The following is an 18,944-nucleotide window of genomic DNA, read 5'->3' as shown; positions in this document are numbered from 1 at the left end:
CTGGTACAACCACCGAAGACTCCACGGTGAGACAGGCCATATCCCGCCCGTCGAGTACGAAGCCAACTACTCCACGGAACTCACGAAACCCCAGGTCACAACCACAATCTGAGATCTCTACCGAACCCGGGGCGGTTCAGGGGGACTTCGGCCACAGCCATACGGGAACTTCCTCGACGCAGGGGCGGGCGGCGCGCGCCACCGCCTCGCCTTGGCATGGGGGATGCTGCGCTGACGCAGTTCAGGTGGCTTGCGGCCAGGCACGCAGCAGGGCGGCGATCTTCTTTGCGGTGCAGCCGGGATCCCTGAGCAGGTCGCGCAGGGCGACGGCGTCCTCGCGGGTGGGCTTCACCGGGATACCGGAGGCCTCCAGATACATCACGCCCGTCGCTGCTGCCACGGCCATGTTGGAGCGCTCCAGCCAGCGGCAGCGGCCGAGAACGTGCACCAGGGCGGCGGCACGGGCGTGGGGGCCGTCGTACACAGCCGTTTCCAGCAGTTCGGCCCGGTGGCAGGCCACCGCCGCCACAGGCACCCCGTAGTCCTCGGGGGCCGGATCACCCGCTCCCGCGATCTCGGCAACCTGCAGGATCCAGGGGACGTCGATGTACAGATCCATTACGCTGCGTGCGCCCCCGGTTGACGGTCCGCATCTTCGGCCTCGTCGAAGACGTCTTGGTGCTCGTCGAGGAAGCGCCTCGCAGCGTCCAGGCCCCGCTGCCGCAGCCCGCCGGTGTCCTCCCGCACGAGTCCGGCGATGTAGTCGCCCAGGCTCAGCCCCCGATCCCGGGCACGGGCCTCAGCCAGTTTCTTAATCTCGTCATCGACGCGCGCACCCAGCTGTGTCTTCGCCATGCCATGATGGTAACAGCTGTTACCAAAGGCAGCGGCCCGCAGACGCGACAAGAGCCGGAAACGAATGAGTGACTCCCGAAGTCACCAAGAAACGACTCCCGAAGAAACCGGCACAGCCAGCAGATCAACTCCGTGGTCCCTCGTGTGTTTGGTTGTGCTGGTCGTCAGCTCATGCGGGCCACGCAGCGGCCTGACCCCAGGACTCAACGCACCGGCGAAGCGGCAGGTTCAAAGATTCGGCTGAACCTGCTCGCCGTGGACGCCACCACCGACAGCCTGTTCCCGGCGCGGAGACTTCCCGCGGTCTAGTGGTCGCCGTGTCACGGACCGGCAGGCACCAGGGGTCCGCGATTCAACCTGATGGCACGCTGGGAGTTCGTGATCGCGCTCGTGGTGACCGTGCATGGCTGGCCTTGCTTCTCATCGGAAGGACGGCTCGGCTCCGGGACCCTGCGAAACCTTCTGGCCCCGTGCGGCGAACCCGTGCGGGCGTGCGGCCCGGGCGATACAGACGGTGCCGGGCGGCGAGCTCAAGGGTCACCGTCACCGCGACGGCCTGCACAGCCATGAGCGCAATGAGGACGAACAGTTGCCCCACTCCGGCCAGCACAGGGCTGGCCCCTCCGGGGAGAATGCTGACGAACGCACCGGGGAGCGTGAGGAGCCCGACCGTACGTGTCTGGTCGAGACCGGGCAGGAGGGCCTCGGAGGCCGCGGGACGTGCGATCTCCATGCACGCGTCGCGGTCCGGGAATCCCAGCGCCATCGCGGCTTCCACCCCTCCGCGACGCTGGGACCGTTCGTCCAGGGCACGGCGTCCGGCGAGTACGGTCACGGTGAGTGCGCCACCGATGAGGATGCCCGTGATCGGAACCAGGGCGACGCCCTTCAGAGGGACAAGCCCGGTGGCAAGCAGCGCCACAGCAACGGGTATCACACCGACGCCGATCGGGGCGGCCGTCGGCCACCAGGTGTGGTTGCCGGTGATTCTCCGCCCGGCCGTGCGCACGGCCACCGCGAACATGATCACGAGGAACGCCAGGAGCCCCGGCACTGACTTGACGGCCCAGGTGATGACCACCGAGACCAGGGCGAGTTGGACGGCCGCGCGGAAGCCGGCGAGGAGGATCTCCCGGGCCCGGCTCTTGGACGGGTGCGGATCGAGACGGAACCAGCCCGCGACCGCCGCCGCCACCAGCAGCAGCAGAGCGCTGAGCAGGATGCCGAGGGTTGGGTTGACCGGTACAAGAGATGCCGCACTCGAGTCACGTTTCCCGGCTCAAGAAGCTGTCGCACGGTCCGATCGGGCGTGCTGGTCCCCAACCTGACTGCCCCGACGGCCGACAGCTCAGTCTACGGTGCCGCAGGGCCGGGAACCGGGCATCGGTCTTGCGCTCGCCCGCGATCTGGCCGTCTCTTTCGGCGGCCGGCTCTCCTACGGGCGGTGCTCCCCGCGTCCCTGACGCTCGTGACCGCCGCAGCAGAATCCAGACCGGTGCCGATCCTCTCCCTGCGACACCGCACTGGCGGTGCCGGAGCGCGTCGCGCACCGCGCCCACTGCGCGCTGTCCACCATGTGATCGCTGTCGGATGCGGCGTTGGCCAGGCTGGTACAGCAAACGGCCAGCAGCAGGCCACCCACCACGAAGGGCAGGCTCCGCCGTGCGGGAGGCGGAGCCAGCAGGGCCCGCACCCGCTGCGGCACCGCCCCGCCGGTCACGGCCAGGGCGGCGGGACGCGACGCACCGGCCGATGCCAGGGCGGCACGTCCGACGGCATGAGCGACGACCCTGCGGTCTCCGACACGCTCGGCGGCCTCCTCGTCGGCCCAGCGTTCCAGGACGTAACCGCCGGCGACAGCCAACGGCCGCAGCAACGGGTTCAAAGCCGCCGTGAGCCGCCACACGCTCTGGAACAGGTGGTGCCGGCCCCGCAGATGGGCCCGCTCGTGCGCGAGCAGGGCCTCGCGCTCGTCGTCGCCGAGGCAGCGCAGCATTCCCCGCGAAACCACGACCCGTCCGGGTGCGCCGGGCAACGCGAAGGCCAGTGGTAGGTCGTCGTCCACCACGGCCAGTTCCGTCTCCCCTGGCAGATGGGCGCACTCCCGCCGCGCCCGCACGAGGTGACGAACCTGCCGTACGGCGGAAACGACCAACGAGACGAGGCCGACGGCCAGCACCAAGGCGCTGCCGACCGCGACGACGCGGTACACCGGGTCCTCGGCACGCAGCGCGGCAACGGACCAACGGCCCTCGGCGGCGACCTGCGGCACCTGGGCCACTCCGGTGAAGGCCAGCAGGGCGAGTGCCCCCGCCCAGCCGATCGCCGTCACGAGCGCGGCGCAGGCCAGGGCCCAGGCGGCGGGACGCGGGGGCAGCCTGCGCGCCAGCCGGGGCCCGAGCACGGCGAGCAGACCCGTGACGACGAACGGGACGTAGACGCTGATCAGCACAGGCTCATCGCTTCCCGCGGGAGAGCTCACCCTCGGCACTCAGGCCGTCCCCGGACAGCAGATGGTGCAGCATCTGTTCGTCCTGCGCCGACAGTTCGGAGACGAAGCTGGCCAGCACCGCCTCACGGTCGGAGCCGCCCTCCAGCAGCGAGTGCATGCGGTGGGCGGTGTGAGACGCCTCGTCGCGGGCCGGCTCGTAGGCATAGCCGCGGCCCTCGCGGTGCCGGACGAGCAAGCCCTTGTCGTACAGCCGGGACAGGATCGTCAGGACAGTCGTATAGGCCAGGTCGCCCGGCAGTCGCTCCTGCACCTGACGTGCGGTCGACGGGCTGCCGATGGCCCAGAGCGCGGCGAGCACATCGCTCTCCAGTTCGCCGCGCCCCCGCCTGCCTGATGCTCCCCGGGGCTCCTCGTCCCTTCGGTCCTTCACCGTCCACCTTCCTTCGCCATGAGTCTGCAAAGCTTACCCGTCCTCCGACTACGAGTCGTAGAAGGTATGCTCCGGGCTTCAGCCTTCGGACTACTACATGTCGTAGAGTTCCGTCGCTCCCTTCACGTGCGGAGGAAAAGCCCATGCCCCACGCCGGAAGCACGGCGCCCGGCCCCGCCCTTGCGGGCGCCATTCCGCAGCAGCGGGCCACGCCGCGCGGCGCGGGCCGGGTCGCGGTCGTCTCGGCGAGCGTCGGAGCCGGTCACGACGGTGCCGCCGCCGAGCTGGAGCGCCGCCTGCGCGCGGACGGCTTCGCCGTCGACCGGTACGACCTGATGGATCTGCTGCCCGCCGGACTCGGCCGCGCCGTTCGGGACGGCTACCACCGGATGCTCGTCATGGCCCCCTGGGCCTACCAGCGGATCTACGCCGGCACTGAACGCGCGGGCGGCGGCGGCCCGGTGGCACGGGCCCTGCTGCGCACCTCCGAGGACCGTGTGCTGCGCGCGCTGCGCCCGGACGTCGGGGCGGTGGTCTCCACCTACCCGGGAGCCAGCCGAGTGCTGGGCAATCTACGCCTGAAGGGGCGCCTGACCGTCCCCGTGGTCACCTACCTGACCGACTTTTCGGTGCATCCTCTGTGGGTGGCGAACGGCGTGGACGTCCACCTCGCCGCCCACGCGGTGCCCGCCGACCAGGCGCGAGCCGCCGGAGCCAGGGACGTACGGGTGTGCGGACCGGTCACCGACCCGCGCTTCCGCCCTTGCGACACCGAGCAACGGGCCCGCGCTCGGGCGTCGTTCGGGTTGCCCGAGCACGCTCCGCTCGCCCTTCTGGTCGCCGGGTCCTGGGGTGTCGGCCCGGTCCGCAAGGTAGCCCTGGAACTGCGTGACTGCGGCGCCACCGTCCCGGTCGTCGTATGCGGCCGGAACGGGGCCCTGGCCGAGCAGCTGCGTGCGGACGGGATCGAGTATGCCTTCGGCTGGGTCGACGACATGCCCGGCCTGATGCGCGCCGCGGACGTCCTCGTCCAGAACGCCGGCGGCCTCACCTCCCTGGAGGCGTTCGCCTCGGGCCTGCCCGTCGCCAGCTACCGCTGCATACCGGGGCACGGGCTGACCAACGCGGCCGCCCTGGACGAGGCCGGCGCGGCCGTCTGGATCCGGGACCCGGCCGATCTCAAGGCAGTGCTGTGCGACCTGATCGACGGTCCGCTCGGAGCCCGGCAGCGGGCAACGGGGCTCGCCCTCTTCGCCCAGACGCAGGACGACGGCCCGGCGGCCGAGATAGCGCGCGTTCACCGATCAGGACACCAGGACCGGAGCCAGAATCCGCCGCCGCCGGGGCCCGGCGGGCCCCGCCGCCTGCGCAGCCGGCGACTCGCGGTCACCGGCGCCGCGGCCTGCGCGGTGTGGGCGTGCGCCGTCGGCACCGGGGTCGCGACGACCTACGACGGACCCGCGCTCATGCACTCCCTGAGCCACGGCCTCGACCTGAAGCGTCTCGCACCCGTCCTCGGCCAGGAAGGACACCACTCGTGACAACCACCCGCCCCCTGCGCACGGCCGCACTCGCAGCCCTGCCCGCCGCCGCCCTCGCCGCGGTCCACTTCGCCCCCGTCGTCTCCACCTTCGGACCCCTGCGCAACCGCACCATGCCGCGCCTGTCCGGCCGCGGGCGTGCGGACCACGTCGCCCTCACCTTCGACGACGGCCCCGACCCTCTGTCCACCCCCTTCTTCCTACGCCTCCTCGACCGGCACAGAGTGCGCGCCACCTTCTTCCTGCTCGGCAGCGAGGCCCACCGCTCCCCCGGCCTGGTCCGCGAGATCGCCGCGGCCGGCCACGAGATCGGCGTCCACGGCTGGCGGCACCGGCCCCTGCTGCTGCGCGGCCCGCGCGCGACCTACGACGACTTCGCCCGCGCCCGCGACACCGTCTCCGCCATCACCGGCACCCGCCCCACGCTCTTCCGGCCGCCGTACGGCGTCATGTCCACCGCCGCCCATGTCGCAGCGCGGCGCCTCGGACTCACCCCCGTGCTGTGGACGTGCTGGGGCGAGGACTGGACCGCGCGGGCCACACCCGAGTCGGTCCACCGCACGGTCACCGCAGACCTCGACGGCGGCGGCACCATCCTGCTGCACGACTCAGACTGCACCTCCGCCCCCGGCGCCTGGCGTTCCGCCCTCGGCGCATTCCCCCGCATACTCGACACCTGCGAGGAGCGGGGCTACGAGGTCGGCCCGCTGCGCGACCACGGATGGCAGCTGCCGACCACGAACCGTCGGGAGCGCACTGCGGCGAACGATCGTCTACATTCACGTAGACCGTCTACTCTGGTGTAGGCGTTCATGCCTGTCCGCTCACCGACGTCACATCGTTCCCAGAGAAGGGCTTCGGCCGCGTGACCCCACCACTGCACCTCGCGTCGCAGCTCGCCGTGAACGTGCTCGACGCCAAGTCGCTGCTGGCCGCCTTCGGAGTGCTGGGCGTCGGCGTGGTGATGTTCGCCGAGACAGGGCTGCTCATCGGCTTCTTCCTGCCCGGGGACTCGCTGCTGTTCACGGCCGGCCTGCTCTGCACCGGCTCGTCCGACCAGAGCCTGCACCTCTCGCTCGGGCCGCTGCTGGTCTCGGCCGCCGTCGGCGCGCTGCTGGGCGCCCAGGTCGGGTACGTCCTCGGCCGCAAGGCCGGCGGGGCCCTGCTCACCCGCAGCCGGTCGAAGAAGCTGCACGAGGGAGCACGGCGCGCCGAGGAGCTGCTGGAGCGGTACGGACACGCGAAGGCCGTCGTCCTCGCCCGCTTCGTGCCGGTCGTGCGCACCGTGCTGAACCCTATGGCGGGCGCCCTGGGCGTGCCGGTGCGGACGTTCACGATCTGGCAGGTCGCCGGCGGGCTGGTGTGGAGCCTCGGCCTCACGCTCGGCGGATACGCGCTGGGGTCATCGATCCCGAACGTCGACCGCTATCTGCTGCCACTGGTCGCCTTGATCGTCGTCGCGTCACTGCTTCCCCTCCTCCTTGAGTTTCTGCGCAGCCGCCGGGCCGCCACACCGGAGGAAGGACAGCCGTGATCCCGTCCTCGGTCGGTGCGCCCGAAGATCTTGGTCGTTGAGGACGATCACAGCCGCGCGACGTGCTGTGCCGCGGCCAGTCGGAAGAGGACTGCGACCCGGTCCTCGCCGCCGACGGTGCCGCCGCCCTGCGCCTGACCGACGCGGCGTCGCGACGGCCGTCCTGGACATCGGGCTGCCGGCCGCGGGCGGCCGGAACGTGTGCCAGGCCATGCGCGCCAACGGCTTCCACGCCCCCGTCGCCTTCCTCAGCTCCGGGCACCAGCTCACCAACCGCCTGTCCGGATTCCCCGCCGGAGGCGACGACCATCTGCCCAAACCGTGCCAGCTCCCCGAACTCGCCGCCCGCCTGCCGGCCGCGCTCCGACGAACCGCCCCGCGGCCCGCGGCCACGCCCGGCGAGCTGGTCCTGGACACGATCCGGCACAGCGCGACCGTGCACGCTGTCCGCCTCACCCCGTCCCTGACGGAATTCCGGCTGCTGGCCGCACTCGCCGCCGCCCTCGTACACCGTCGCGCCCTGTTCAGGGCGGGCTGACCCGAAGGTGCACGGGTCGGCGACAACAGTGTGAACCAGTGCCTGACCCGGTTGCGCCGCAAGCCGCGTGAGGCCGACAGCCACCTCACCGTCGCCACGGCACCCGGAATCGGACACCGGCTGTCATGAACGCCGTCTTTCGCCGCGCGGCTCCACGCACCCTGCCGGACATCTCTTGCTGGTCGCGGTGACCGCCACCGCGCTCCTGCCCGACCGTGCTGACCGTTGTGTTCAACGCCATGGTGGACCGGCGCCTGCGGCACCAGGCGGATGACGAACTGCGCAACCGCACGGCCGCGGCCCGCAACGATCGACACCGGAGGCCCACGGGTGCAGAGGCTCACCCTTCGGGACAACCTTTTTTCTACGTCTCGTAGTAGCTTGAACGGGGTCACGGTGGGCCCTGCCGACGAGGGGAAGAGGAGATGCCGGGTGACAGGCGGCAAGTACGGCCGGGCGGAAGCCCGGCGGCGTGCGCCAGGGGAGCTGGAAGGAGCGGTGCTGGCCGTCTTGTGGGCGGCGGGCGGCCCCGTGACGGCAGCCGTGGTCCAAACAGAGGTCCCCGGTGCCGCGTACACGACGGTCCTGACGATCCTGACGCGGCTGTGCGACAAGGGGCTCGTGACCCGGCAGCGTGAGGGGCGCGGCCATGTCTACGCACCCGTGGACGACCAGGCTGGAATCGCGGCAGCAGGGATGCACTCACTGCTGGACGAGGGCGGAGACCGTGCCGCCGTGCTCGCCCGGTTCGTGTCGGAGCTGTCGGCGGAGGACGAGCAACTGCTGGAACAGCTGTTGCGTAGTGACTTCCCTGACCGAGGGTGACGCTGTCCGGCACGTCCGCGGGTCCGCGCAGCGCGTCGGAATCGGGTACGCCAAGGCGCTCGTCCGGCCGCGGCGGCTCAGCACTCGGTACCGTCGTTCGGCGCCGCGATGAATGCCCCCTTCGCTGGCACGCCGGGCGGACTGTGGCTGTTGAGCGCTGCTCCTGTTCTCCGCCAGCCCTGGGCCTACCGCATCCCGCGAGCGAAAAGCGGCACAGAGAAAGATGTCGTGCGCCGAGGCCGGGTGACGCGCCGGCCAAGGTCTGGATCGATGTCGGCAAGCACACCTGGCGGGGGCGGTCGTGCGTGCCGCCCCCGCCGGCGTAGCTACCGGGCAGCCTGCGTTGTGGCTACAGGTTCGGCCGCCAGCAGCGGGCGCAGCGCTCCTCGGCTCAGGGATGCGACCAGAGGCGTGGCCCAGCGGCGCAGGGCCAGGCTGGTGAAGTAGGCGATGGGCAGCGCGAGGAGCACCGAGCCGAGAACATCGTGGGGGTAGTGAGCGCCGACGTAGACCCGGGTGAACCCCTCCACCACGGCGAACACCGCCGCGATCGCGCTCAGGCGGCGGTCCAGCAGGAACAGAGCGGCCACCGTCGCGGCGGCCACGCAGCCATGCCCGCTCGGGAAGGCGTAGTCCGACGGCGCCGGACAGGCATCGACGAAGTAGGCATGGGGCATTGACCGGCAGGGCCGCACCTCACCAACGATCTTCTTGACCACCTCGGCAACGGCGAAGGCGGCCACGACGGCGACCGGCGCGGCCAGCGCGACGGTCATCGCCTGCGTGCCGCGGCGACGCGCGGACCACCAGCCCATGACCATGAGCACCGCGAAGACACCCAGGCCCAGATTGGTCCACACCTCCAGCGGGGTGTTGAGCCACTTTGTGTCGCGGGCGAAGTCGGTGACGGAGGTGAACAACGGGCCGTCGACGCCTGACCCGTCGAAGGCCAGCTGCGCGGTGGCGGCCGCGGTCATAACGAGACGTCCTTCCGTACGAGCACGCCGTCTGAGTACGGGGGCGTGCACCAGGCGAAGCGGTTCGGGCCCGCGTGACGGGCCGGCCTCCGCCTCCGCGATGACATGCTGATGACATCGCAGTGACGCGAGAATGACCACCGCCCCAATCTACTACATGTTGTAGAACCTTGACGGCCGGAGGCGCCGGCTCGCATGCCCCTCAAGCCCGGACTCGGCGCCGATGCGGTCCGATCGGGGCCGTCCCGTCAACGCGCGGGGCGCACGGCGGCAAGTGGCGCCGCCCTGCGGCGATGCGTGGAGCGGATCACGGAGAGCACGAACACGGTCGGCCGCCGGGGACGGTCGAGGTGCACCGTGATCCCGTGAGCCGGGTGCAGACCGCGCGTGGCCGGCGTCATGCCTGCCCAGCAATGATCCGCCGGGCAGCTCCAGCGGTCGCGTCCGGCCTGCCGGGCGGGAACCCTCACCGTGACCCGGCCGGCTCGCAGGCCGGCCGGTCCGGCACCGAGCCGTTTCAGGAAGTCGGTCAGCCCGGCAGGCGTGGTGGCGAACTGCACGTACAGCGAGTACTTCTCCCACGTGTCGGACTCGGAGAAGGCGACGCCGCTCGCTCAGGCCAGGACGGGCGCCGGGTAGACGGTGCGCTGGACGGCGAAGGGCATGCCATGGAAGAGCCCGGCTCGTTGTTGCCGCAGTTTGTGAGCGGCGGCCACGTTGCGGCTTTGATCGGCAGAGATGCGAGATACCCGGCCGGGCTCAACACCCGGGGCACGGCGGCGAGCCCGCGACGGGTCCGGCTCGGCGCACCGGATGGCGCCGGCGAGCAGGTCACCGACATCTTGTCCGTCCAGGGTCCGGCGAGGACTGGGACGGTACGCGCGCAACTGGGACCGCAGGATCCAACTCGACCAGACGGCGGTCGGCCCGGCGGGAACGGACCCACTGGACGGCGGTCGGCAGGACACCTGCCACGACAACTGCGGCGACGGCGGGAGCCAGGTAAGCCGTTCCGTGCCGCCCGGTCTCCCCAAGGGCATATCCCGACAGCACCAGCGACTGCGACCAGGCGAGTCCGGCCGCGGCCTGCCACAGGGTGAAGGAGGCCGTCGGCATACCCAGCAGCCCGGCGGCCGGATGAACCAAGGTGCGTATCACCGGCACGAAACGCCCCAGCACGACCGCCCGCCGGGGCCCGTACCGAGCGAACAGCGCCTCAGCCCGCTGCATGCGATCCCGCCCCCGCCCCTCCGGCTGACGCAAGCGCATGGATCGCCCACCACGTCGACCAAGCCAGAACCCGGTCTGCGCTCCCGCGAGGGAACCCGCTCCCGCGCACGCCAGCACCAACGGCAACGACAATCGGCTCGCACCTGGCACGCTGAGCGAGCACGCGAGCCCGGCCGGAAGGAGCAGCGTGTCCCCGGGCAGGAAGACGCCAAGCGCGGGCAACCCCGCCTCAGCGAAGACGACAGCCAGGACGGCCCAGGCGCCGAACCTCGCCAGCATCACGTGCGGATCCAGTGCCCCTGCGGCGGTCATGGGACCTGGCGCCATCGACGGTCCTCCTCTTTGCGCGCCTCCGTTACCACGCTCATTTCTACATCATGTAGTTGTTCTGGTTACCAAAGGCCGCCCCATCGAGTCGAGGACCCGGCCCGCGCACGAACACGGGGCTCGCCCTACGCGCGGTGCCGCCCCGGCCCCGTCGCTACAGCCCGGATGAATACAGCCGACGGAGGGACATCGCGATGACGTGCGGGTAGGAGACATGCCGCCCGCGGCGGGCATGCCTGGACACGCGGGAACAGGTGTCCGGTCAGCCGATGATGAAGTGGGCGAGGCTGCCGAGCCCGGCCAGGGTGCAGTAGATGGCGAACGGGATGAGGGTGCGGTTCTCGAAGTGCCGGACGAGGAAGCGCGTGGCGAGGTAAGCCGCCACGAACGCGGCCACGCTGCCCGCCAGCAGCCATTCCAAGGCCGGCGAGCGTCGCGCTGGCGGCGGTCACCGGCTCGGATGCCGAGAGCGTCGTGGATCAGTGCGCCGCCCCTCGACGGATGCCAGCCGGGGCCGGTGGGCCGGTCGTGGGTGCGGGTGTGGGTGAGGTGCCACCGCCGGTGGTTCCTCCGAGCAGCCCGCCGTCGCCCGCGCCGCCGGTCGTGCCGCCGGTCGTGCCGCCGGTGGTGTCGGTGGGGCTCGGGCTGACGCAGTGCTTCTTCCGCCCGCGACACGGTCCGGTGGTGGGTTTCGGTGTGAGCGGTGCGGTCGGGGTGGCTGTGGGCGTGCTCTGGGTCGCGGCGGCGGAAGGGGTGGGTGAGGGTGCGCCGTATTCGTCGGTGCTCTGGCCCAGCGGGGGTACGGGCGGGAACTGCCGTACAGGTTGTCCCTGGAGGGCGGCGGTCATGTAGCCGGTCCACACCTCGGTGGGCATGTCAGCGCCGAACACCTTGGAGTAGCCGCCGACGCCCTGCATCGACTGCAGGCCCGCGTTCTTCGGATCCTCCTTGAACAGGCTGACTGCCGTGACCATTTGCGGGGTGTAGCCGATGAACCAGGCGGACTTGTAGTCGTCGGTCGTGCCGGTCTTGCCGGCCACTGGGCGGCCCAGGGCCTGGGCATGCGTGCCGGTTCCGCTCTTCACGACTCCTTGCAGGACGTCGGTGACGGTGTCGGCGGTCGAGGAGGGCATGGCGGTCGTGCCCCTGGGCGCCTCGAAGCCGGGCAGCTGCTGGCCGTCGGCGACGACCTTGGTCACCGAGTACGGCTCGTGCTGGACGCCCTCGTCGTCGAAGGTGGCGTACGCGTCGGCCATGCGGATCGCCGAGGGCGTGGAGGTGCCGATGTAGAAGCCGGGGGTGTCGTACTGAAGGCTCTTGCGCAGCAGACCCGCCTTGAGGGCTTCGCCCTCCACGTTGTCGTAGCCGACGTACTCGCCCAGCTGGACGTAGGGGGTGTTGACCGACTGCTCCATCGCCTTGCGCAGGGTGATGTAACCCCACTTCGTGGGCACGTCGTTGCGCTGGTGGAGGAGCCCCGTGGGATCACTCGGGTCCGGCAGCTGCCGGCCCTGCTGGTTCTTGATGGTGATGCCGTCGTCGCCGTTGAACTTGGAGTCCGGGGTGATCGGCGAGGCCGGCTGCCCGGGAGAGAGGACCGCACCGTGATCGAGGGCGGCGGCCAGGTCGACGGGCTTGAAGGTGGAGCCGACCGGCACACCGGTGGCGTCGGCGTTGTCCGTCCAGTGGCCCTTGTCCCAGCCCGCGCCGCCGTACAGCGCCACGACCGCGCCGGTGGACGGATCAAGGGACGCCGCGCCGACCTGGACGTCCTTGTCGGCCGAGCGGTGCTTCGGGTCGAGGTGCTTCTGCTCCATCGCCGCCACGGACGCTGACAACGCGTTCACCTTCTTCTTGTTGAAGGTGGTGTAGATCTGGTAGCCGCCGTGGCCCAACTGCTGGTCCGTGAGGGACGTGTGAGCTTCGACATACTTCTCAGCGGTCTGCACCAGATAGCCGGTCTGCCCGGACATCCCCGCCGACGGAGAGTAGGGCTTGGGCGTCGGGAACCCTGCGGCCAGATACTGCTGTTCCTGAGCGGCGGTCATCTTGTTGATCTTGGCCATGCGGTCCAGCACGTACTTCCAGCGCGCCGCGGCCTGAGCCTTGGCCTGGGGGTCGGTGTCGGCGTGCATCAGCAGGCTCGGCTCGTTGACCGTGGCGGCAATGAAGGCGCCCTGGCTGACGGTCAGCTGGGAGGCGTGCTCGTGGTAATAGGTGCGCGCCGCGGCCTCGATGCCGTAGGCGTCACGGCCGTAGTAGCAGCTGTTGAGATAGCCCTGGAGGATCTGCTGCTTGGAGAGCTGGCCACCGATCTTCAGGGAGATCAGGATCTCCCTGAGCTTGCGGGTGACCGACTGGTCCTGGGTGAGGTAGGTGTTCTTCACGAACTGCTGGGTGATGGTGGACCCGGACTGCACCTCGCCGCCCGTCGCCATGTGGTACACGGCGCGGAGCATGCCCTGACTGTCGACACCGGGGTCGGTGTAGAAAGTGGCGTTCTCCGCCGCGAGGAAGTCCCACTGCACCAGCTTCGGGACCTGCGCGAGGTCGACGTTCTGCCGGTTGGTCGACCCCTGCGTGGTCATCACCGAGCCGTCCGACCAGTAGTAAGTGTTGCTCTGCTGCTGCGTGCTGGGGTTCGCGCTGGGGATCGTCGTCGTGGCGTAGGCGTACCCGAACAGTCCCACCAGGCCGCCCAAGAACAGCAGGAAGGTACCGGTCACCAGCTTCCACGACGGCAGCCACCGTCGCAGGCCACGCTTGCCCGCCCGCGGGTAGTCGATGAGGCCGCGCCGGGCGGAGCGGTCGGCCTGCGCACGGCGCGTGTCCGCCCGGCCGGAGCGTCCGGCGTCCGCACGTCGCGCATCCGCCGCACGACGGCCCCGCCCGCCCCCGGCCCGGGCAGCCCTGCGCGCCGCTGCTCGGCCGCCGTGCGGCATACCGTCCGAGCCGGACGGTCCGGTCCTCCCCGACGATCGGCGCCGGTGTTCACTCATACTCGCCACTCCTCAGCCAGGCACACGCCACCGCCATCGCTGCGAAGCCGCCCCGCCGTGACACCCCATGGGGGCCTGGCCCAGGGCGGACTGACGCTCCCGGCAACTCCTACAAGTTGTAAGAGTAAATCTGGCTCGCAATACGCCGGCAACCGCCCCCACCCAAAATATCGCCGCGGGAGATCGTGCGGGACGCGAGTGCGGGGGCGTTCACCGAAGGCCGCCGGACACTGACCGCACCGAACCTGAGCCCGATGCCGCCGATCTGGTCAAGGCGCCCGCCTTCAAGACCCTCGGATTGCACGCCTGCGGCGGTAGCGACCGGTGCCGAGCCCGTGACGGTACTGCCGGGGAGCCGCGTACCCGGCTGCCTGGTGCACAGGAAGGCATGGCACACTCGGCGGCACACTGGCGTCTACACGACCTGTAGACAACGAGGGGAAGGAAACCAACTCGTGACCTCCGGGCCCGCCACCCGTAGGCGGCGGCCGGGCTCTCTGGGGGCCGAGGTGCTTGCGCTGCTGCGGTCCGCCCGCCGGGCCGCTGACCGCTGGCGAGCTGCTGCGCAGGCTGGGCGGCGACCTCGCGTACGGCACGGTGGCGACCGTGCTGTCCGGGATGCACGACAAGGGAGTGCTGACCCGGACCGAGCAGGGCCGCACGTATGCGTACGCGCCGGTGACGGACTCCCCGGGGATGACCGCTCGCCGGATGTACCAGGCGCTGGAGTCCGACCCGGACCGCGAAGCCGTGCTCGCCCGGTTCGTCGACAAGCTGCCCGCCACGGACGAAGAACTGCTGCGGCAACTGTTGCGCATTCTGCCGGATGAGCAGCGATGAGGCGGCGACCGTGATACCCGACAGCGGCGAGGGCCACAAGTTCGCCGACAAGATCGTCACGGCAGTCCACGCCGCGAGCTGAAGCAACACCCGGAGAGTGACCTTGACGACCAACCATAATGAGTGGGCTTTGCGTCTCGCGGGCCCGATGCGGAGAATTCCCTCGCGGAAGCTGATGGTCGTCGATCGGCCGGCACAGCGCCCAGCGGTGTGGATGGCCGGGGCCGGTGTCGCGCTGTTCGCACTGGTCGGTGCGAGCGCGCCCAACCAGAACACGCTCAGGGTACCGATCCCCTGGCTCCGGCTGCCTGCCATGCCCGACACCGTCTCCCAGACGGTCACGATCGCGGCGATCGTGCTGTCGTGCTGGGGTGCGCTGGGCATGCTCAAGGCTCATGAGCGGGGCTGGAGACCCGATGCCCGACTCCTGTTCCGGCTCGGCGCGCTCACCGCGCTCGCCGTTGCCAACCTCACCCCGGTCGGCTCCTCCGACACGGCCAGCTATGCCGCGTACGGCCGTATCGCCGCGCTCGGCGGTGACCCGTATGTGACGACTCCTGCCCGGCTGGGTGGCGCGTACGCCCACCTGGTGAGCGAGGCGTGGCGGAACGCACCTTCCGTGTACGGTCCGGTGGCGACGTGGTGGCAGGGCGCTGCGGCACTCATCGGCCAGGAGCGGCCGTGGCTGACCATATGGGCGCTGATGCTCGCGAACGCCGCCGTCTTCGTTGGCACCGGGTACCTGTTGCTGCGTACCGCCGACGATCCCGTCCGCGCGGGCCTGCTGTGGAGCGTCAACCCGCTGCTGATCGGCGTGCTGGTCGCAGGCGGGCACCTGGACACCCTCGTCGCGGGCCTGGCCGTCTGCGCGATCCACCTCGCCCGCAGGACGACCCGGTGGCACCACGACCTGATCGTGGGGGGGCTGGTCGGCCTTGCCTGTGGCGTGAAGATCAGTGCCTGCCTGTTCGGTGTCGGGTTGGCCTGGCCGCTACTGCGTTCGGGCACCTGGCGACCGGCCGCCCGGCAGGCATGCGCGGCCGCGCTGACCCTGGCCGCGCTCTACGGAGCCTACGGCGCGCACGCACTGGTCCCGCTCTCCGCGGCCTCCCGACTGGTCTCTACACCCTCCTTGTGGGCGGTCTTCGACCAGTTCGGCACCGCGGTCCTGGGCCCTCACGCGACTGCGGCGATCGTCAGCGTGCTGTGGCCGGTGGTGATGCTCGCGCTGGCGTGGGCGCTCCGCCGCCGCGCCGCTCCGGACGCCCCCGTTGTCGGCGCCCTGCCGTTCGCGCTGGCCTTCGCCTGGGTCCTCGCTGCACCGTGGTCGATGCCGTGGTACACGGCTCTCGCCTGGGCCCTGGCGGCCTTGTTCGGCCAGGGCCGCCCGACTCAGTACCTCACCGTGGCCACCGCCGTCCTGGCCCTGTCCCACAACAGCGGTGGCCACGGCTGGACATGGTGAAAGAGACCATGCCGGGCCGGTCGCCGAGGTGTTCGGCCATACGGAAGAGGACGGTCAAGGTCGGGCAAGGCGGCCCCGACGGCGGTCCGTTCTGCCTCGCCGAGCCTCTCGTGCGGGGCGCCGAGGCAGTCCTCGTGGGGCTATCGCCGGACCCACACTGCGACAGCTCCCGCCAGCGCCGGCTGCTGTACCGCGCCGCCGTCCGATAGCCGAAAGCCTCGTGTTCACACCGCCGGATGACCTGCGGCGAGAACACGAGGGCGGCCCCGTAGCCAGCCCTAGGGTTTGCCCATGACCGTGAAGGTTCCCCTGAGAGAGACCGCCCTCAACGCCGAGCGTATCGCCCGCATCGACCGCGAACTCCATTCAGCCTGCCCCGAGTTCGACGCCGACAGCTTCGTGAAGTCGGTGACGGCCGACCTTCCCCGGCTGGAGCTCAGCGCCCGGATCGCCCGCACCAGCGAGGGCCTGCACGCCCACCTTCCGATCACCGGCCCCGACGCGCTCGACATCCTGCTGCGCTCCCTCCCGCCGACGCCCGAGGCCGCCGGGGTGACCAACGACTTCGGCCTGCACATCTACTCGCCCCACTCCGACTACGTCTCCCGTCACCTGCGTACCGCTGAGCACCTGGACCAGGCGCTCGCCGCTCTGGCCCGCATGATGGGGTACTTTTCCGCCGAGCTCCCGGTGCGGCACTTTCTCGCCGACTTCCCCGACGAGACGATGAAGGCCGTCGGCGCGTGGACCCGTGACGAGGACTTCCGGGTGCGCAGACTGGCGAGCGAGGCCACCCGGCCCCTGCTGCCCTGGGCCCCACGGATCCAGCTGCCCGTCGACGCGGCACTGGCTACTGCACCGGCCAGACGGCCTGCGCTCGAACCTGCTGTTCACCGACCACGGCCGCCCGGTCAAAAAGGGGTAGTCGATCATCCTGACCTCGAACAAGACCTTCAGCAAGTGGGGTCAGGTCTTCGGCGACGAAGTCCTCGCCACTGCGATCCTCGACCGCCTCCTCCACCACCACTGCGCCGTGATCTCCATCAACGGCCCCAGCTACCGGCTCAAGAAGGGGCTCGCCGCCATCGAACGCGACACCAACGCGGCCTGACTGCCTGAGTCTGCGCAGCCAATAGGTTGGTGGCTTTACTCGTCGAGGTACTGGTACTCCCCGTTTGCGCGTCCGATCGCTACACCCCCATCGCGGACCTGCCACTCACTCATGCCCTCGACTTCGTGGCTGACGAGGAAGAGGCCGGTGACCAGGTCGTTGTCATCATCGGAGGCAGGAATCCGCGCTACGAGACGCAGTTGTTCCAGAAACCAGTCAACGGACTGCTCGCGCATGTCAGCGCCGAAGAAAACCCAGTTGGTCCAGTTGTACTGCCGCGCCGGGAAGCCCCAGCCTCCGCTATACGTCCGATCGGGGTCCTCGGAGCTGACGATCTCCTTGACCCGGGCAAGCTGCCGATCGTCGCACTCCAACCACCCCCTGATCCGGACAAATACACCCACGCCGACCACTCCCTCGTACCTTAGGCACTGTCCTGTTGAGCGTCCACCGTGACGCCGAATCGAACGATAGGCAGAACGAGCCCAGCCTCGCCAAGGGCTTGATCAGTGCCGACAGGGCGTCAGTCGCAGCCTTTGACAACTGAGCACTTCACCGAGTACGCCGACAGGTGGCCGAGCAGCCCGGCGTGAGCATTGGGATGGGCTGCTGCGAGCACGTCACGCCGTAACACGAGGCAGGCTCAGAATCGGGTTCCAGGCGAACCAGTCCAGGACGTCGGCGCCAAGTTCCCACGGAGCATTCAGCAGTGTCTTCTCGGTTGCCGTCAGGTCGGCCATGACCAGGTCGGGGGCGGGTCCGGCATCATTTAGCAAACTGAGAGGACGTTAAGTCCGTTTCTGATGGCGGCCTCGTCCGGGTTGAGCGAGGAAGCCTTGTCGAGTGAGGCGCCCGAGGCGGCTGCGGGTGACGTTGATGGATAGTTCATCGGTGGGCATACCGAGGAGTTCGTGCAGCTCACGGACGCGGAACACCTGGTCGGGGTGCTGGTTGAAGGCATTCACGATGGCCTGGTAGGCGGTGGGTGACTCGGGCGGATCGGGCTCGGTTCCGGCGGGAGGCGTTCGGCGATGACCTTCCAGGTGGTGGCCAGGTCCGCGAGTCGCGCTTCGGTCTCGGCCAAGGCGGCGGTCAAGTGCTCAATTTGGTCGCGTAGTTCACTGGACCGGGCTGCGGTCTCGTCATGCTGGGCCTGGAGGTCTGCCAGGAGCTCGATGACGTTCATGCGGCCAGCCCGAGGGTGTGGCGCCAGGTCGGGGCGGGTGTGGTGAGGCGGCGGGCCATGTTCGCGATGGAAGCCCAGCAGACGCGCGAGGTGGAGGTGTCGGGGCGGTGGTCGTACTCGCGGGCCAGACGGCGGTGCAACATCAACGTGCCGTTGACCTGCTCGACCACCCACCGCTTGGGCTGCGGGACGAAGCCTTCGCCCTGGTCGGCGGGGTTGCGGCGGACGACCTCGACGTCGATGTCCAGCAGGGCGCCGTGGATGACGACCTCGTCCTTGAAGCCCTGGTCCACCAGGGCCTTCTCCAGCCGCATCCCGTACCGCACGGCCGCCTGATCGAGCAGGGCGGCGCCGGCGGCATTGTCGTGGGCGGAGGCGGCCAGCACCACGACGCCGATGATCAGCCCCATCACATCGACGATCAGTCCCCGCTTGCGACCCGACACCTTCTTGTTGGCGTCCAGTCCCGTCGTGGTCTTGGGAACCCCGGCGGCAGCGCGGACGGACTGGGTGTCGATAATCACAAGGGACGAGTCCCCTACTGACGTTGTAGTCGTGGTGTCGTCGGTGTGAGCCCTGTTCCGGTGAGGCATCCGTCGATGATGTCGCTGCGGTATTGGATCTGGCGGAGGCC

The 18,944-nt window shown here is 70.1% G+C and carries 15 protein-coding genes and 4 pseudogenes; 8 read left to right on the top strand and 11 right to left on the bottom strand.

The annotated features are described in order from the left end of the window. Window positions 1–241: 241 nt before the first annotated feature. From AB0L95_RS40330 to AB0L95_RS40310, 5 genes and pseudogenes are all read right to left on the bottom strand, one after another. Window positions 242–619 (bottom strand): fic family toxin-antitoxin system, toxin component, encoded by a 378-nt coding sequence (locus tag AB0L95_RS40330; protein ID WP_365171397.1) that lies wholly within the window; start codon window positions 617–619, stop codon window positions 242–244. Continuing rightward, the gene (locus tag AB0L95_RS40325) at window positions 619–855 is read right to left on the bottom strand and encodes a hypothetical protein (RefSeq protein ID WP_365171395.1); all 237 of its coding nucleotides are present in this window, start codon (window positions 853–855) and stop codon (window positions 619–621) included. The genes AB0L95_RS40330 and AB0L95_RS40325 overlap by 1 nt, the downstream gene beginning before the upstream one ends. A gap of 502 nt (window positions 856–1,357) precedes the next feature. Further along, window positions 1,358–2,077: pseudogene (locus AB0L95_RS40320) on the bottom strand (ABC transporter permease); the annotation flags it as partial. Window positions 2,078–2,290: 213 nt separating this feature from the next. Next, window positions 2,291–3,307 (bottom strand): M56 family metallopeptidase, encoded by a 1,017-nt coding sequence (locus tag AB0L95_RS40315; protein WP_365171393.1) that lies wholly within the window; start codon window positions 3,305–3,307, stop codon window positions 2,291–2,293. A gap of 4 nt (window positions 3,308–3,311) precedes the next feature. After that, on the bottom strand, window positions 3,312–3,737 hold the full coding sequence (locus tag AB0L95_RS40310) for a BlaI/MecI/CopY family transcriptional regulator (RefSeq protein WP_365171391.1): 426 nt from the start codon (window positions 3,735–3,737) through the stop codon (window positions 3,312–3,314). A gap of 143 nt (window positions 3,738–3,880) precedes the next feature. Between AB0L95_RS40310 and AB0L95_RS40305 the strand changes: the two genes are divergently transcribed. From AB0L95_RS40305 to AB0L95_RS40285, 5 genes and pseudogenes are all read left to right on the top strand, one after another. Then, complete coding sequence (locus AB0L95_RS40305) at window positions 3,881–5,278, top strand: glycosyltransferase (protein ID WP_365171389.1); 1,398 nt, start codon at window positions 3,881–3,883, stop codon at window positions 5,276–5,278. Further along, window positions 5,275–6,084 carry a polysaccharide deacetylase family protein gene (locus AB0L95_RS40300; RefSeq protein WP_365171387.1) on the top strand — a complete coding sequence of 270 codons (810 nt, stop codon included), beginning with the start codon at window positions 5,275–5,277 and terminating at the stop codon, window positions 6,082–6,084. Before AB0L95_RS40305 ends, AB0L95_RS40300 begins: the two co-directional genes overlap by 4 nt. 59 nt (window positions 6,085–6,143) lie before the next feature. Further along, window positions 6,144–6,812 (top strand): DedA family protein, encoded by a 669-nt coding sequence (locus tag AB0L95_RS40295; protein WP_365171385.1) that lies wholly within the window; start codon window positions 6,144–6,146, stop codon window positions 6,810–6,812. A 15-nt stretch (window positions 6,813–6,827) separates the two neighbouring features. After that, a pseudogene (locus AB0L95_RS40290) lies at window positions 6,828–7,479 on the top strand (response regulator transcription factor). A 303-nt stretch (window positions 7,480–7,782) separates the two neighbouring features. Beyond that, window positions 7,783–8,175, top strand: a complete 393-nt coding sequence (locus AB0L95_RS40285) for a BlaI/MecI/CopY family transcriptional regulator (protein ID WP_365171383.1) — start codon at window positions 7,783–7,785, stop codon at window positions 8,173–8,175. Window positions 8,176–8,501: 326 nt separating this feature from the next. Here AB0L95_RS40285 and AB0L95_RS40280 read toward each other — a convergent pair whose 3' ends face one another. From AB0L95_RS40280 to AB0L95_RS40265, 4 genes are all read right to left on the bottom strand, one after another. Next, a complete protein-coding gene (locus AB0L95_RS40280; protein WP_365171381.1) occupies window positions 8,502–9,152 on the bottom strand; it encodes a phosphatase PAP2 family protein in 651 nt (216 codons plus the stop codon). A gap of 831 nt (window positions 9,153–9,983) precedes the next feature. Further along, complete coding sequence (locus tag AB0L95_RS40275) at window positions 9,984–10,661, bottom strand: DedA family protein (protein WP_365171398.1); 678 nt, start codon at window positions 10,659–10,661, stop codon at window positions 9,984–9,986. A 310-nt stretch (window positions 10,662–10,971) separates the two neighbouring features. Beyond that, window positions 10,972–11,130 (bottom strand): undecaprenyl-diphosphate phosphatase, encoded by a 159-nt coding sequence (locus AB0L95_RS40270; RefSeq protein WP_365171379.1) that lies wholly within the window; start codon window positions 11,128–11,130, stop codon window positions 10,972–10,974. Between the two features lie 58 nt (window positions 11,131–11,188). Next, window positions 11,189–13,708 carry a transglycosylase domain-containing protein gene (locus AB0L95_RS40265; RefSeq protein WP_365171377.1) on the bottom strand — a complete coding sequence of 840 codons (2,520 nt, stop codon included), beginning with the start codon at window positions 13,706–13,708 and terminating at the stop codon, window positions 11,189–11,191. Between the two features lie 513 nt (window positions 13,709–14,221). Here AB0L95_RS40265 and AB0L95_RS40260 point away from each other — a divergent pair. The 3 genes and pseudogenes from AB0L95_RS40260 to AB0L95_RS40250 form a co-directional block, all read left to right on the top strand. Further along, entirely contained in the window at window positions 14,222–14,548 is a 327-nt protein-coding gene (locus tag AB0L95_RS40260; protein WP_365171375.1) for a BlaI/MecI/CopY family transcriptional regulator, read from the top strand. Window positions 14,549–14,723: 175 nt separating this feature from the next. Continuing rightward, window positions 14,724–16,013 carry a hypothetical protein gene (locus AB0L95_RS40255; protein ID WP_365171373.1) on the top strand — a complete coding sequence of 430 codons (1,290 nt, stop codon included), beginning with the start codon at window positions 14,724–14,726 and terminating at the stop codon, window positions 16,011–16,013. A gap of 913 nt (window positions 16,014–16,926) precedes the next feature. Then, window positions 16,927–17,124: pseudogene (locus AB0L95_RS40250) on the top strand (ATP-binding protein); the annotation flags it as partial. Window positions 17,125–17,159: 35 nt separating this feature from the next. Here AB0L95_RS40250 and AB0L95_RS40245 read toward each other — a convergent pair. Beyond that, window positions 17,160–17,528: a hypothetical protein gene (locus tag AB0L95_RS40245; protein ID WP_365171372.1), complete on the bottom strand. Its 369-nt coding sequence runs from the start codon at window positions 17,526–17,528 to the stop codon at window positions 17,160–17,162. 778 nt (window positions 17,529–18,306) lie between these two features. Beyond that, window positions 18,307–18,840, bottom strand: a pseudogene (locus AB0L95_RS40240) (transposase); the annotation flags it as partial. Window positions 18,841–18,944: the final 104 nt, after the last annotated feature.

Origin of the sequence: Streptomyces sp. NPDC052036 (genome assembly GCF_040680495.1) — a bacterium.
In the GTDB taxonomy this organism is placed as follows: domain Bacteria; phylum Actinomycetota; class Actinomycetes; order Streptomycetales; family Streptomycetaceae; genus Streptomyces.
Note: the sequence above shows the minus strand (reverse complement) of the source record. Positions and strands in the feature narration are given on the sequence as shown.